At 70.8% G+C, this 15,039-nt stretch carries 14 protein-coding genes; 7 read left to right on the top strand and 7 right to left on the bottom strand.

The genetic code is table 11. The features are described 5' to 3' along the window. Window positions 1–104 precede the first annotated feature (104 nt). From QCN29_RS24090 to QCN29_RS24070, 5 genes are all read left to right on the top strand, one after another. On the top strand, window positions 105–938 hold the full coding sequence (locus QCN29_RS24090; RefSeq protein ID WP_279930724.1) for a helix-turn-helix domain-containing protein: 834 nt from the start codon (window positions 105–107) through the stop codon (window positions 936–938). Then, window positions 935–1,198: a DUF397 domain-containing protein gene (locus tag QCN29_RS24085; protein WP_279930723.1), complete on the top strand. Its 264-nt coding sequence runs from the start codon at window positions 935–937 to the stop codon at window positions 1,196–1,198. Before QCN29_RS24090 ends, QCN29_RS24085 begins: the two co-directional genes overlap by 4 nt. Further along, window positions 1,188–1,682 (top strand): DUF4303 domain-containing protein, encoded by a 495-nt coding sequence (locus QCN29_RS24080; RefSeq protein ID WP_279930721.1) that lies wholly within the window; start codon window positions 1,188–1,190, stop codon window positions 1,680–1,682. Before QCN29_RS24085 ends, QCN29_RS24080 begins: the two co-directional genes overlap by 11 nt. A 201-nt stretch (window positions 1,683–1,883) precedes the next feature. Then, window positions 1,884–2,576 carry a hypothetical protein gene (locus QCN29_RS24075; RefSeq protein ID WP_279930719.1) on the top strand — a complete coding sequence of 231 codons (693 nt, stop codon included), beginning with the start codon at window positions 1,884–1,886 and terminating at the stop codon, window positions 2,574–2,576. A gap of 124 nt (window positions 2,577–2,700) precedes the next feature. Beyond that, window positions 2,701–2,916: a hypothetical protein gene (locus QCN29_RS24070; protein ID WP_279930717.1), complete on the top strand. Its 216-nt coding sequence runs from the start codon at window positions 2,701–2,703 to the stop codon at window positions 2,914–2,916. A gap of 49 nt (window positions 2,917–2,965) precedes the next feature. On the opposite strand, the gene QCN29_RS24065 is transcribed toward QCN29_RS24070, so the two are convergent. Then, a complete protein-coding gene (locus tag QCN29_RS24065) occupies window positions 2,966–3,949 on the bottom strand; it encodes a proline dehydrogenase family protein (protein ID WP_279930716.1) in 984 nt (327 codons plus the stop codon). 182 nt (window positions 3,950–4,131) lie between these two features. After that, entirely contained in the window at window positions 4,132–4,791 is a 660-nt protein-coding gene (locus QCN29_RS24060) for a Uma2 family endonuclease (protein ID WP_279930714.1), read from the bottom strand. Window positions 4,792–5,083: 292 nt separating this feature from the next. On the opposite strand from QCN29_RS24060, the gene QCN29_RS24055 reads away from it, so the two are divergent. Both QCN29_RS24055 and QCN29_RS24050 read left to right on the top strand, forming a co-directional pair. Then, complete coding sequence (locus QCN29_RS24055; RefSeq protein ID WP_240138752.1) at window positions 5,084–5,374, top strand: hypothetical protein; 291 nt, start codon at window positions 5,084–5,086, stop codon at window positions 5,372–5,374. Continuing rightward, entirely contained in the window at window positions 5,371–5,685 is a 315-nt protein-coding gene (locus QCN29_RS24050; RefSeq protein WP_240138753.1) for a hypothetical protein, read from the top strand. Before QCN29_RS24055 ends, QCN29_RS24050 begins: the two co-directional genes overlap by 4 nt. 297 nt (window positions 5,686–5,982) lie before the next feature. On the opposite strand, the gene QCN29_RS24045 is transcribed toward QCN29_RS24050, so the two are convergent. The 5 genes from QCN29_RS24045 to QCN29_RS24025 all read right to left on the bottom strand — a co-directional run. Then, window positions 5,983–6,972, bottom strand: coding sequence for a malate dehydrogenase (locus tag QCN29_RS24045; RefSeq protein WP_240138754.1), 990 nt, complete (start codon window positions 6,970–6,972; stop codon window positions 5,983–5,985). A 199-nt stretch (window positions 6,973–7,171) separates the two neighbouring features. Beyond that, window positions 7,172–8,269, bottom strand: coding sequence for a helix-turn-helix domain-containing protein (locus tag QCN29_RS24040; RefSeq protein WP_279930712.1), 1,098 nt, complete (start codon window positions 8,267–8,269; stop codon window positions 7,172–7,174). A 238-nt stretch (window positions 8,270–8,507) separates the two neighbouring features. Next, on the bottom strand, window positions 8,508–9,233 hold the full coding sequence (locus QCN29_RS24035; protein WP_279930711.1) for a hypothetical protein: 726 nt from the start codon (window positions 9,231–9,233) through the stop codon (window positions 8,508–8,510). Window positions 9,234–9,235: 2 nt separating this feature from the next. Next, on the bottom strand, window positions 9,236–14,185 hold the full coding sequence (locus tag QCN29_RS24030) for an RICIN domain-containing protein (RefSeq protein WP_279930710.1): 4,950 nt from the start codon (window positions 14,183–14,185) through the stop codon (window positions 9,236–9,238). Window positions 14,186–14,514: 329 nt separating this feature from the next. Then, the coding region (locus QCN29_RS24025) for a DUF2690 domain-containing protein (protein WP_279930709.1) at window positions 14,515–15,039 on the bottom strand (525 nt) is incomplete at its 5' end.

Below are 15,039 nucleotides of genomic sequence, written 5' to 3'. Positions count from 1 at the left end.
CGAATGTGGCCTGCCTGTGGCTAGCCTCGCCAGAGTCACGCGGTGTACGGACCTGATGTACGGGTCGTCACCGCTCTGGTACGACCCTGCGAGGGAGTGTCGACGTGACCGACCACGACAGCACCGAATACGACGACAACGTGCCGGTAAGCATGCGCATTCTGAGCACCCAGGTGCGCGCGCTCCGCGAAGAAGCCGAGCTCACGCAGCGGGGCCTGGCGGACGCGGCGGGCTTCTCCGAGTCCCAGATCGGGAGCGTGGAGCAGGGCCGTCGACCGCTGAAGATGGACCTTGCGGTGCAGCTGGAGAAGGTGTTCAAGATCCCGAAGGTGTTCAGCTCGGTGGTGGAGGAGCAGCTGAAGGAGCCGCATCCGTCATGGTTCCAGCCGTTCGCGGACGCCGAAGCGGAGGCGGTGGCGTTGTCTGTGTACGGCAATATGCTGATCAACGGACTGCTCCAGACGGAGGAGTACGCCCGTGCCGTCCACCTGGCCTACCGCCCCGCCCTGGAAGACGAGGAGGTGGAACGACGGATTGCGGCTCGACTGGCTCGGCAGCAACTCCTCACTCGTAAGCCCACAGCCCACCTGAGTTTCGTCCTCGAAGAGGTCACTCTGCGTCGCCCTGTCGGGGGCCAGGAGGCGATGCGGAAGCAACTGGACTACTTGCTTGAGGTGACCCAGCTTCGCCACGTCGAGATCCAAGTGATGCCCACCGAGCGCGCCGGCCATGCTGGGTTCGGTGGTCCGTTCACCCTGGTCGAGCCACCAGGCAAGGACATGTGCGCGTATCTCGAAGTGCAGGACAAGGGTCAGTTGATCACCAGCCGACGGACGGTCAGTCAGCTCGCAAGGCGGTATGGAATCCTCCAGAGCCAGGCCCTTTCCCCCGAGGAATCCGCCGAGTTCATCCAGCAGTTGGCGAACGGAGAGAGATGAACGACCTCACATGGTTCAAGTCCAGCTACAGCGGCGGAGGCGGCCAGGACTGCCTTGAAGTCGCGTACGACTGGCACAAGTCAAGCTACAGCGGTGGCGACGGCGGCGAGTGCGTCGAGGTCGCCGCCCACCCCACCGCCATCCACATACGCGACTCCAAGCACACCCCCGCCACCGGCCCCGTCCTCGACGTCGCCCCCACCCCCTGGGCGGCCTTTGTCGCCTACGCGGCCGCCCCGGTCCCCGAGCATGGCGGATGAACTGAGGAACGAGATCCGGACTCTGGCGCGGACGGCGTTCGCGAGTCTGCCCGCTGCGGACTACAGCGGCTACGCGCTCTACTCCGATGCCGATGCGATGACCGTGTGCTGTGCGGCCAACACCCGAGCGCACCTGGCCCGGATGCAGGCCGACGATCCGGAGGACGCCGAGTACTACCGCTGGAGTCCTGCGGAGTGGGCGCTGGAGGGCATCGCGTCCGATCTGTTCGAGCACCTGTGCGTGCGGCTGCGGAACCGCACTCTCGCTGGCGTCGATCAGCGTGACGAGGTTTACGAGGCGTGCGTGGCGGCGTTGGCAGACCTGGTCGTCGAAGGCTCGTTCGGCGACGGAGCGGCGGCAGTGGTGGTGTTCGCCGTGTCCGACGCCGACGAGGCCGAGCGGGAGGTCGGGTGGCTGAACCGGCTCAACCCGCCGGGCATCGCGGCCGTGCACGCCCGATGGCGTACGGCGGCGGAGCGGTGACCGCCGCGCTGTCCGGCACGGGAGGGGAGATGTCTCCGCGGAGTCCGGCGAGCTGACCGGACGGGATCTCTACGGACTCCGCAGGCATTGGCTCGAGGGGCCCCAGGGTTTTACACGGGCGGGAACCCGGCGGCGGAATTCGACATCTCCGCATGTGAGATCGCGACCTCGCTCCCATAACCCACCGAACGGAAACAAACCATGGGAAAGCACCGCAAACCGCCGGATTCGCGCACCGCGCGCCGGATGGGCCTGGGCGTCGCCACCGCAACCCTCGGAATCACCGGCCTCGGCCTCAGCGCCACGACCGCGCAGGCGGCGACTACCGTCCCTGCCGCCAGTTCCTCCGATCCCTCCGTGGACGAATTCTTCCAGAGGTCCTACGAGAAGTGCCTCGACGACCAGCGTTCCGGCAGCCTGGCCTTCGAGGAGCAGCTCGACGCCTGCACGGGCAAGCTCCGGGAAGGCCCCGGCGCCCCCGATGCCGACCACCCCGGCGCGGACTTCGACCGTGCGACGTACCAGAAGGTCGCACAGCTGCCCAATGACCAGTTCATCGAGGTCAGAAACAAGGTGCTGGACGCGGCCCCGGATGGGGAGCTGCAGCGAAGCTTCTACTCCAACGGCTGCACCGCCATCCCGGCGGACACCATCTCGCAGCAGACGATGGACGCATGCATTCAGCACGACTTCCGCTACACGGTCGGCCCGAACGTCTACCAGGACGACCCCGAGGCGGCAGACAAGGAAAGGAAGGAAGCCGACAAGCAGCTCGGCGACAACATCGGAGGCCGGGCAGGGGACCTGTTCAATACGGGCACCCAAGTGGCGGGCAATTACTTCTTCCAGCCCACCCCCACCGGAGAGCAGAACGCCAGCGAGCTGCTTCCCTGACTGACGCCGGAAATCCACCGGTAGGAGGCACGGCTGCTCGCCGTCGCGCCGGACACCCCCGCCCGGAGCGACGGCGAGCAGCCCCTCGGCCTGAACCGCGCCGGGCATACGCGATGATGGACATATGCAACGACTTGATGTCTGGACCTGGTGGAAGGAAGTCGCGGTCGCCAGCGTGGTGACCCTTGCCGCCTACGTCGCGCTGACCGCCGTAGCCGTGGTCGTGGCAGGCCGCGACTACTCCGCCACGGACGACGACTCGGGCTGGCTGATCTTCGGCCTCGCCGCCTGTGCGGGTGGCTGGGCGTCCGCCCGCTACGGCTCAAGGCGCCGCGCCTGAGCCGAGGACGCCGATCAGCCCCCTGGGCGAGGCCGGCCGCCCAGCCCGCCTACTGGTCCGGCCCGGTGCCCGCGGCGTCGACGAGCGCCTGGAACAGCCGCCGCGGGTCCTCTGCCAGCCGGTTGCAGACGTAGAGCCACCACTCGGTGCCGAAGACGACGTACTCGCGCGTCGGGTGGCCGCGCTCGGCCATCGCCGCGATGCGGTCGGGCCCCAGACCGAGCAGGGTCTCGAACTCCCAGGGCGCGTCCTCGCGCCCCGCCCCGCCGAGCAGTTCGTCGATCCGGTGGATCAGCTCCCAGTCGTGCGTGGCGTACGAGCACGCATGGCCGGAATCCGCGAGCTGCTCCGCGTAGCGCATGTACGCGGCGGGGAGCGCGGCGTCCTCGCGGGCCAGGGCCGCTGTCTCCGGTTCCAGGAACGCGCCCTTGACCAGGCGGATGCGGCCCGGCAGTGCGAGCAGCGCCGGGAGGTCCTCAGCCGTGCGGTGCAGCCTCGCCTGGACCGTGATCCCGACATGGTCGAATCGCTCGCACAGCCTGCGGTGCACGGCCAGCACCGCGTCCGTGCGGTCGGAGCCCTCCGCCGAGATGACCATCTCGCGGCCGGTGTCGGCGGCGGCGCGGGCGATGCGCGTGGCGTTCTCCAGGGCCAGCTCCTCGTCGACCGCCAGACCTATGTGGGAGAGGTCGAGCGAGACCGAGCAGCCGGCGGGCAGCCTGCGTGCGGCGTCGACGAAGACGTCCGTCTCCGCCACGGCGCGCTCCGGGTCGCGACAGCTCTCGCCCATGTACTCGGCGTTCGCCCGGTGTCCTCTGGCAAGGACGTCCGTGACGCGGTCGAGGGCGTCGTCCAGGCTCTGCCCCGCCACATAGCGGCGGGCCACCCGCCGGACGACGGGGCCGAGCAAGGGGTCCTCGGGCACCTGCCACTTCAGCTTCTCGTCGAGGGCGAGGGCGCGCAGCACCTGTGCCGCGCCAGCGGCTGCGGCTGCGGCCGCGTCGTTGTCGGGGAAATGATCGTTGGCGCTCATGGTGGCCAGCATGCCAACCGCGTGCCCGCCGGGACAGTGGCGGAGACGTCTGACTGTGCTCGGCGTCGGGCCTGCCCCCTTCCGCTGGAGGCCTCCCGGGCTGCTGCGCCGCCGGCCCTCGGGCTGGTACGGCCCCCGCCGGTCCCACCCGATCGGAGCCACGCGGGGCTGCTGACGGCGGCTCAGGCCCACGGCTCCCACGCGCTGGTGTCGAACGAGAAGCCGAACGGCTCCGGCAACGCAACCGTGCCCCCGAACTTCCACTCCTCCACGGCCTCATAGCGGCCGGCCCGTCGGTCCGGATTGGCGTAGAGCGTCACACCGGGGTTCTTCGGGTCGCGGTCGATCAGCAGGTAATAGGGGATGACGCACTGCGCATACCCCGTCCACTTCGTCTTCTTCGGGCGGTCCCGGCCGAAGACGGGCTCACGGTCGAACGCCGCGTTGGTCGGAGAGGTGACCTCCACGACAAGGTCGAGCTGGTGCGAGAACGGATGCTTCGACTTCGCCGCGCGTGCCTCGGCCACTATGTCCGCGTCCATGACGATGAGGTCAGGGATGTAGCCGTCGCCGATCTCGACCAGATTCAGGTCCGTGGTCTGGACCGCCCGCCAGGGGAAGGCGGAGTCGCCCGCCTTGGCGAGAATCAGGCCTTCCTGAATGTCGGCCACGATGGCGTTGTGATCAAACGTGGGTCCCGGCGACACGATGATCTCCCCCCCGACGACTTCGACCCGCGTGCCGTCCTCCGGCAGACGCAGGTACGCGTGCAGTTCGTCCCGCACCCACATCGCATACGGCGTATCGGGCAACGTGTAGTGGAAGACCGCCTCTACGGACATCGAGTCACCGCTCCCTCCGTACAGAGCACTGTGGGGCACTACACAGCGTAGTGCCCCACAGTGACAAGACCCTCAGAGCTCGTAGGGCGCACCGTCAGGTTCGGGCCGTCCGACAGCGCCCGGCGGCCGCCCGCCGGCGCGCCCGCCGCCAGGACCGGGACGCTCTGCCCCCGGCCTGGTACTGCGACACCCGCTGCGGACCCTGTGAGCAGCTGCCCACTCCCGGATACCCGGCAGGGTGGACCGTGCCCGGGTACCTTGAGACAGACGACGAAAGGGAAACCTGACCGCCATGACCACGGACCCCGCCGACTCCGGCCCTCCGCAGCTTCCACCCATGCGCACCATCGGAGAACTCCGCGCCGCCCTCACGATGGGCTACGGATTCCCCGGCGACGCTGACGACTTCGAGGCCGAGTTGGCCCGCGCCCTCAACCATGCGGACCCGGCCGACCTCTCCGGCATCGTGCGCCTTGTCGAGGAGTTCCGCGGCCGGATCACGGCGCGCCAGGACCCCGGGTTTGACTCCGCCGTCGCCACCGCTGTCGCCGAGATCGAAGCGGCGCGGGAGGCCACACGTTGAGCTCCGAGCACCCCCACGTACTCGCCGAGATCACCAGCGAGGCCCGGAGCCGCTGTGTCGCCGTCGGCGGCAGAGCACTCGAGGCAGTCGAAGCCCTCCGCGCCGAATTGGAGAAGAACCCCGAACTCGGGCGCCGCGCCACAAGCGCGGCAGGGCGGATGAAGCTGTACACCACCCGCCTCGAAGGAAACGCCGAGCGGCCGGCCCTCACCGTCACCTACGTCTACGACGCCCCGCCGCCCGAGCCCGGCATCATCCGCATCGCCCTCGTCAGCCCGGTGCACTTCGCCGGGGGAGACGGCGAGTTCTGACCGCGTAGCGCCACCCGGGGATCGGCACAGCGGACCCGACGAGCGCGGCGCGACGCCCCGGGCAACAGCAGCGTCAGAGGTTGTTGCGGCGCACCTCGGGCTCGGGCCGTCCGACAGCGCCCGGCCGCCGCCTGCCGGCGCGCCCGCCGCCAGGCCGGGAGGGGCAGGGTGAGGACGGCCATGGCCCGCCAGGAGGTCTGGGCAGCCCTGCCCTGAACAGCGCTGTGGGGCGCTGCTCGGCGCAGCGCCCCACAGATGCCCGAAGCCGTGCGGCCTGGGTCAGGCCCGGGTTCAGGCTCAGATCAGGCCGAGACCGCGGACCGCCTCGCGCTCCTCCTCCAGCTCCTTCACCGACGCGTCGATGCGGGCACGGGAGAAGTCGTTGACGTCCAGGCCCTGGACGATCTCGTACTTGCCGTCCTTGCAGGTGACCGGGAAGGAGGAGATCAGGCCCTCGGGGACGCCGTAGGAGCCGTCCGAGGGGATGCCCATGGAGGTCCAGTCGCCCTCGGCGGTGCCGTTCACCCAGGTGTGGATGTGGTCGATCGCGGCGTTCGCGGCGGAGGCGGCGGAGGACGCGCCGCGGGCCTCGATGATCGCCGCGCCGCGCTTGGCGACGGTCGGGATGAAGGTGTCGGCGAGCCATGCCTCGTCGTTCACGACCTCGGCGGCGTTCTTGCCGGCGATCTCCGCGTGGAAGATGTCGGGGTACTGGGTCGCCGAGTGGTTGCCCCAGATCGTCAGCTTCCTGATGTCGGAGACGGCCGCGCCGGTCTTGGCGGCGAGCTGCGAGATCGCGCGGTTGTGGTCCAGGCGGGTCATCGCGGTGAAGCGCTCGGCCGGCACGTCCGGGGCGGCGGCCTGGGCGATCAGGGCGTTGGTGTTGGCCGGGTTGCCGACGACCAGGACCCTCACATCGTCCGCGGCGTGGTCGTTGATGGCCTTGCCCTGCGGCTTGAAGATGCCGCCGTTGGCCTCCAGCAGGTCGCCGCGCTCCATGCCCTTGGTGCGCGGGCGGGCGCCGACGAGCAGGCCGACGTTCGTGCCGTCGAAGGCGACGTTCGGGTCGTCGGTGATCTCGATGCCGCGGAGCAGCGGGAACGCGCAGTCGTCGAGCTCCATTGCGGTGCCCTCGGCGGCCTTGAGCGCCGGGGTGATCTCCAGCAGGCGGAGGCTGACCGGCACGTCCGGGCCGAGCAGGTGGCCGGAGGCGATGCGGAAGAGCAGCGCGTAGCCGATCTGGCCGGCCGCGCCGGTCACGGTGACGTTGACGGGGGTGCGGGTCATGGCGATCTCCGTAAGACAGCTGGCGGTGGGGGTCGGGTGCCCCTCGTGCTGAACACCCCTTCCGCCCCCGGTCCAGACGTCCGCCCGCCGCCTTGTGAGCCGCCGCGCGCCCACGCCCGAATCTTGACGTGAAGAGATATCCAGCGGTCAGGCTATCCGACCCGGGCCCGCCCCAATCGGTCGACCCTTGTGGCGCGGCTCACTGGGAGGGGTCGGCAGAGGGGGAAACGGGCGGCGAGACAGGCGGGGAAACGCGCGGCGTGCAGCCGGACGTGCCGCTCGCCAGCGTGGCGCAGGCGCGCGCCGCGGCGGGGTCGCCCGCGGCCGTCATCAGGGTGTACGTGTCGGTGTCGGGGGCCTGTCCGGGGGTCGCCGGGTCGTCCGCCGCGACCCGGCTGCTCTGGGCCGCCTCGCCGTCGATCGCGATCCGGACGGTGTCGCCGGGCGCCGCGCCCGAGATGCGGGCCCAGGCCGCTTCGCACGTGGTGCTGTAGCGGAGTTCGACGAGGGTCGCCGTGCCCAGCGTCGTACGGGCGACGGTCCTGGCGAACCGGCCGCCGCAGCCCATCGCCTCCGGGTCCTGGCCTGTGCAGTCCGCGCCGCCGCACTTGACGCCCGGCGGGAGCGTGGGGCCGGCGGAGCCGCCGGGAGACGGGGAGGCGGACGCGCCCTTGCCGGAGTCGCCGCCCCCGTAGCCGCCGAGGTCGACGAGGAGGACCGCGCCGGCGGTGGTCAGCAGCGCGCCGACCGTCCCGGCGAGGAACAGACCGACCTTTCGTCTGCCGCCGTGCGCGCCGTAGGTGCTGCTGCCGGCCCCTGGGGCGGAACCGCGGCCGTCGTGCGGCCCGGAGTCGTACGGGCTGCGCGGACGCGCGCCTCCCCCGGCCGGCCGGGCGGCTCCGCGGCGACCCGGCTGCGGGCCCGGCTGCGGGCCCGGCGGAGGGTTCGTGGGCGGCCCGAACTCGCCGAGGGCCGCCCGCGCCTGCGCGATGCGCATCTGCTCCATCGTCATGTCGTGGCGCATCTCCGCGCGGCTCCACGCCCGCTCGGCGAACTCCCACATGGTGATCAGATGCGCCGGCTCCGCGCCGGTCGCCTCCGCCAGCGCGAGGGCCGCGCCGCGGGGCGCGAGCTGCCGCCCGTCCAGATACTTCTCCCAGGACGTCCTGCTGTATCCGGTGCGATCCGCGACGGCGGCGACGCCCAGCCCGCTGCGGTCGACCAGCCTGCGCAGCTGGCCGACGAACTCCCGGACCTGCGGGTCGAGATCCCCCGGCAGCTCCCTCCAACGAGGCATGCGCTCCCCCTTGTCGCCCGGGCGGATGCCCGGGAGCGTGTCACCGCACTACCGGGTGGGATGCCCGGTTTCAGGGTGGCAGTTCCGGACATGAGGGTAAACAGGAGCGTACGGGTTAATACGCGCGCCCCTTGTGCGCCCCGAGCAGGCTGCGAGGTCGTGCGGGGGCGTTCCCGCGCAACGACGGCGGCCCGCGCCGTGAGGGACACGGCGCGGGCCGGGAGACGGGCGCTCCACATCACTCGCGGTAGTTCAGACCGTCTCCTACCAGGTACTTCGGATAGCCGAACCGCTCCCCGAGCGCGATGAACGCATCGTGGCTCTTCTTGTCGATCTCGACGAAGTACGCCTTCATCGCACGCAGGAACAGCCGGTAGCCCAGGTCGGCGCAGACCTGGGTGACAACCTGCTCCAGTGCGGGCACCAGACCGGCCGCCGGAGTTCCGTACGAGGCGGCCGTCACGGTACGGCTCAGGTCGTCCGCCACCGGACGGATCGCCTGCAGAACAGCGTGACGCAGGTCCTCGTCAGCCACCGGCTGCGGTGACGGAGGCGCGAACGCAGGTTCGTCCTGCCGGACGCGGGCGAGCCACGCCTCCTCGAGCTTCCGCAGCCAGGTACGGGCGTCGAAGCCGTACTCGGCAGGATCGAAGCATCCGTGCGTGGCGCCGAGCCATGCCGTACGGATCGTCTCGTCCGGAAGGGACGACTCCACCAGACGGCGGACGTCCTGCCCGAACTGCCGGGCCTTCGACCGGTCGAACTCTTCCACCGCCGACGCCGGGAGCGTGAGCCACCATGCGGCCGGTCCTCCCTCGGGGAGGTGTTGCTCGGCGTCCTCCGGCGAGAGCGCATCCGGGATGTCCCACTTCGAGGTCACCCAGGTCAGCCCGATGTCCTCCACAAAGATGTCTTCGAAGTACTCGTGCTGTGCTGGGGCTTCTTCCTCGTCCTCGCCCGTCACGGTCAGCGGCCCTCCAGGTAGGCGGTGTAGACAACGTACTTGGACGAGTGCTCCTTCTTGGGCACGTACTTCAGCTGGATGATCACCACATTGCCCGCGTCCACTTTCTGCGGGCCGTTCTTCACCCACTTCTGGCCGAGGTTCGTTTCGCCCCTGAGTTCCCAGCGGATCGTCTTCAGATCGGTCCTCGGGTCGAAGCCCTTGCCCTTGCCGACCTGTTGGGCCCGCTTCTGGATCCAGGCACTGAGCTCCTCGGCCTTGCCCGGCTGCTTGATCCACTGCTTCATGGCCTCGTCGACGGCGCGCGCGGCGGTCGCCTGGTCCGTCCACCTGGTCGCAATGCCGTTCTTCGCCTTCTCCGCCTTGTCCGCCATCTGCCCATCGGACTTGCGAACATGATCCGCCAGGGTGTGTGCTCCGCTGATGCCCTCGTCGGCGACGATGTTGGTGCAGTTGTGGACGAGGACGTCCTGCGGACGCTCGCCTGCGGTGCTGACGTAGAACGTGTGCAGCTCGTCGACCGTCAGGTCGAACACCTCACGCGGCGACAGCCCGTCCCGGTCCCGCAGGCCCGTCACGGCGTGAAGAGTGCCGTCCGGAGTACGGAGCCGGTCGCCCACGCGCAGATCGGCGACCTGGGTCCAGCCGCGGCCTGCCACGAAGAAGCGGTGGCCGACCGTGCTCGTCAGGGAGCCGTCCGCCAGGGTGATGTCCGCCAGCCGCCGGGTCGGGTGCCGGAAGGTGTCCGTCACCGGCTGCGCCGTCGACCGCCCGGTCTCCGGGTCCGCGGCGAGCAGCAGGTCACCCGCCCGCACATCGCGGATCGCCTTGTGCGAGCCGTCCGCCATCAGCACCCGGGTACTGCCCGGGAAGCTGTTGACCTTGCAGGCGGTGACCACGTCCTCGTACGCGTTGACCGTGCCCTGGAGCTTGGCGAGGCTCGCCGGGTCGATGTCCAGGGCCTTCAGCGCCTTGAACGCGTCCGCGACTCCGACCCCGGTGTGCAGCGCCGCGTCCAGTGCGCGGATCGCCTCGGCGACCTTGCCGAACGCCTTGCCCGGGATGAAGTTGGACGCGGCCCAGGCGCAGCCGCTGGCGCTGCCGTGCCAGCAGTCGACGAAGTCCTGGACCAGGACCGCCTTCAGAACCTTGTATACGACGGTCTGCTGGATGAGGTCCCACTTGCTGAAGTACTGGGTGACCTCCTTCGTCAGGCCCTTGAAGGTGTCGGTGCCGAGCAGCAGCGTGTCCGACGAGGGGCAGCCGGAGGCCGTGGCCGGCACGTCGGGGTTGGTGCACAGGTAGAAGTCGACCGTGGCGCTGAACGTCACCTTGAAGGAGACGGTGCAGCCCGTGAAGCCGGGCTCGATGACGCAGTCGTTCAGCTGCTTGGCGTCGGTGACCTCGACGCTGTCCTCGTCCACGACGTAGAACGTGCCGCCGATCCCGGTGCCCGCACCGCTCGCGACCTGCTGGTTGGCCTTCTTCCGCTCGGCGGCCTCGGCGGCCCGCTGGGCCTCCTCGGCGTACTTCTGGGCGTCCTTCGCCGCCTGTTCGGCTTCGGTGGCGGCCGTGTCGGCGCGCTGGGCGGCGGCGCGGGCGTCCTTGGCTGCCTGTTCCGCCGCCGCGGCGGCGTCGCGTGCGGCCTGGGCGTCCAGGGCGGCCTGGTCGGCGGAGGCGCGGGCGTCCTTCGCGTGACCCTCGGCGCGCCCGGCCGCCTTGTCCGCGGCGGCCGCGTCCTGCGCCGCCTTGCTGCCGTGGTCGATCGTCCGCGCCAGTGACTGCGCCGCCTTGGACGCGGCCATGGCGGCGTCCGCCGAGTAGCCCAGTGCCTCCTTGGCGTAGGTGCGGGCCCTGGCCGCGTGGGAGGCGGCGTTCGCGGCGTGCTGGTAGGCGGCCTTCGCGTCTCCCTGGGCGGCCTCCGCCAGCGCCTTGGCGGCAGCGGCCTCCTGCTGTGCGTTCTTGGCGTGGGCGTCGGCGACGGCCTTCTGGCGCTCGGCGATCGACTTGGACGCCTGCCCCGTCAGCACCACCAGGCTCGCGGCGGAGTCGGTGGTGACATAGGGGGAGCCCAGCTGGATCGCGTCGTTCGCCGGCTTGGCGACCTGCGATGCGGAGTTCCCGGCGTCCACGGCGGCCTGGGCGGTGACATGGGCGAAGCCCGCGGCCTTCGCCGACGCCGCCAGCGCCTTGCCCGCCTCCTTGCTCGCCTCGTCCGCGTGGGACTTGGCGGTCTTGGCCTTCTTCTCCGCCTCGTCGGCCAGCTCCACCGCGGTCTTCGCCTCCGCGGCGGCGTGCTCCGCGGCCTTGATGGCGTCCGCGGCGGCACTGGTCGCGGTCTTCACCGCGGCATCGGCCTTCAGCTTCGCCGCCTGAGCGGCGTCCGCGTCTGAACGCGCGCGCTTGGCGGCCGCTTCGGCGCGGGTGGCCGCGGCGTCGGCGTCGGCCGCCGCCTGCGTCGCGGCGTTCGCCGCGGCACGGGCCTTCCCCGCCGCCGCCTCGGCGTCCGAGGCGTGCAGGTCCGCGGCGTCCGCCGCCGCCCTGGCCTCCTTGGCGTTGGCGTCCGACGCACGGGCCTGGGCGTACGCCTCCTTCGCGTCCGCCTTGGCGCGTGCGGCGTCAGCCTTCTGCTCGGCGTCCCAGGCGTCGTCCCGCAGATCACGGGCCTTGTCGCGGGCGCCTTGGGCGGCGTTCTTCTTCTCGACCGCGGTGGCCTCGGCGGCCTCGGCCCTGTCCTTGGCGTTCTTCGCCGCCGTGGCGTGTGCCTCGGCGCTCTTGCGGTGCTGTGCCGCCTCGGCCTGCTTGGCCGCGGCGGTCTCCTTCTCCTTCTTCGCCGTCTTCTCTTCGGCCTCCGCGGACAGCCGCTTCGCATGGGCCTCGGCGGCCGCCGCCTTCGCGGCCGCCTCCGCCTTCAGGGCTTCGGCGAGCTTGGCCTGCGCGGTCTCCTTGTCCTTCTTGGCGTTGTCCCGGTGCGTCTTGGCCGCGTCCGCCGCGGCCTTGGCCTGCTGCTCGGCGATGTACGCCGCTTCCTTCCGGAACTCCGCCTTCGACTGGGCGGCCTGGGCCAGCGCACGCTGCATGATGGTCTGGCTGTCCCCGGCGGACGCGCGGGTGGCGGCCTCGGCGGTCTCGCCGGCCTTCACCATCGCCTCCAACGCGGCGGCCGCGCCCATGGTGACCTGTGCCTTCTGCTGACCGACGAGCAGGCCGCGGCCGCGGGGCGCGCCGTTGCCGTCCGCGATGGCGTAGGCGGCCTTCTCGGCCGTGTCGGAGGCGTCGGCCGCCGACTTCGCCGCGGCGGCCTGTGCCTTGAGTACGGCGAGCTGCCGCTTCGCCGCGGCCCGCGCGTTCGCGACACCCTTCTTCGCCTTGTAGAACTGCGCCTTGTCCGGGTAGCTCAGGCTGTCGGTGCCCTTGTGGCCCGACGGCTTGACCCGGAACTTCTGGCGCGAGGTGCTGCCGCACGTCCACAGCCGCGCATCGGAGCTGTTGGTGAAGTTGGGCAGGTCGAGGCACTTGCCGGTGCCGGTGTTCTTCAGGGGGCTGGCAGCGCGGATATTGGAGTCCCACGTCTGCGCCGGGCTGCCGTTGCAGGTCCGGATCTGGATCTTCCTGCCGTTCTCGGCCTTCCCGCCCGACACTTCGAGACACTTCTGGGAGTTGGTGTTCCGCAGGTGGAGGCCCCGGCCATTGCCTTCCAGCGTCCACTTCTGCGCCGCGGAGCCATTGCACTTGTAGACCTGGACCGGCGTGCCGTTGGTCTTCTTGGCCCCGGCGACGTCAAGGCACTTGCCCTTCGCGCCGGGCACCTCGACGACCACGGGACTGTCGCCGATCCAGCCGACCCCGCCGGCCGACCAGTAGTCCTGCCACTGGGCGAGGTGATCCGCGACCCAGGAGTGCCCCAGCATCTCGCCCAGCGCCTTCGCACCGGCGGTGAGCGCCTTGGCAGCGTCCTTGTTGGCGTTCAGGATCTGGTTGCGCTGCGCTGCCTGGGAGGCGATCTCCTGCTGCCACTCTGCGGCGGCGGCCCCGGTGACCGAGCCCATCACCTTGCTCGGATCGATCGGGTCGCGCCACGCGCACGAGGCGAACCTCGTCTTCAGGTCCTCGACCGCGATGCGGAACTCCGCCGACCCCGGCTGGGGAGCGGTACGGGGGAATCCGCCGGAGGCAAGGAAGATCCGGGCGTTGTCCGCGCCCGCGGGCTCCAACGCGAAACCGTGCAGGTGCTCGAACCCGTCGCGCTCGGCGAGGGCGCGGTTCCACTCGTCGGAGGGCAGACCGGGGTCGGGGTCCTTCCCGTAGAGGGGGTTGCCCAGGTCGTCGACGGCCTTGAGCGTCTTCTCGTCCGCCTCCGGCGTGGGGTCCTCGTAGAAGTCGCTCTCGCTCTTCCAGAACCGGTCGGCGATCCACTTGGTCAGACCGGTCTGGGAGTAGAAGTTCTGCTTCCCGTCCCCAGGCGAACCCGGAGGCCAGTGGAAGCCGGTCACGGTGAAGCCGCCGGGAGTCTCCAGTCCGTCGAGAGGCTTCCCCCATTCGTCCCGCTTGGCGTAGAGGGCGTCCAGGTCCTTGGACGCGGCCTCCTTGTCCTTCTTGTACGCCTGGGCCAGCGGGGTCTTCTCCCAGTACTGCCGGTCGGCGAGTGTGTGGAGCTTGTCCTGCGGCTGGTTGAGTCCGTCCTGCGCGGTGGCGGCCATGGTCGGCCCGCCCAGCCGCAGCACGTCGGCCATCAGGCACTGGTCCTGCCGCAGTTGCTCGGCGGGGGTGTCCTCGAACCAGTCATAGGAGTTGCCCGCCGGCTCGACCCGCTGCGCGGTTTCCTGGCCGAGCGGGTCGGGCTGGACCGCCAGGCCGCCGAGGACGGCCAGAGCGGCTACCGAGGTGATGACGGGGGTGAAAGCGCCGGATCTCGGTGATCTGGCTCTGAGCAAACCCGGTCTGGGGCGCAAGGGTGCATTCCTTCGTCGTGAGCGCAGGCGGGGGGTACGTCCGAAGAGGCGGAGGTGACGCGCGCGGATCAGTCCGCTCGGGTCAACCCGCTGTCGTGAAGCGACGACAGGGGCAGTCGAGGACGCCCGCCGAGTCGGTGGGCGCCGTGAGCGCGGTGGGCGCGGTGGGCGCGGTGAGCCGGTGTCGCGGCATGATGATCAACCTCTCCCCGTAGCGGCAGTGTTCCCCCGGCCGCTGGTTGATGTGCGCGCGCCATGGCAAGCGGGTCATGGCCCGCCATACGCGCCTGATCACCATAAGACACGTGTCAACCCGTCGAACCAACGGGTTACTTGGGCGGATCCGGGATGCACACCCGCTCGCCGCCGTCCGCCGGCTCCAGACAGGCCCGCGCTCCCTCGGGGTCTTCCACGGCAGTCATCGGGGTCACGAGATAGCGTGCCGCGTCCCGCTCGTCCCTGGCTCGTACCTCTTTGGGTTCTGCGCCCGGCACGGTCAGCTGGACCCGGTCCCCCACCTCCAGCCAGGTGGCGCGCACCCACACCGTGCGGCAGTCCAAGGCGAAGCGGAGCTCGATCCGCTGTCCGTCCCTCCCGCGGCCCGTGGCGAGGTTCTCCCGCTTCCCGGGCGCGCCGCACCGCATCGGCAGCGGCGCCTTGCCCTCGCACTCCTCGGCCACACAGCCCGGACCTGAAGGCGCTGCGATGGGCCCCAGCGAGGTCTCCGCCTCGGCGCCGTCGCCGCCGTCCCCCGCCAGGCCGAACGGCACGGCGACGGCGGCGGCCACTCCCAGCGCCGCCGCCGCCACGGTCAGCCGCACCCGGCCGCCGCGACGCGGGCGTCGGCCGCCGTC

The organism is Streptomyces chengmaiensis (assembly GCF_029846775.1).
Taxonomy (GTDB): domain Bacteria; phylum Actinomycetota; class Actinomycetes; order Streptomycetales; family Streptomycetaceae; genus Streptomyces; species Streptomyces chengmaiensis.
This window is presented reverse-complemented; position numbering and strand designations above follow the sequence as displayed.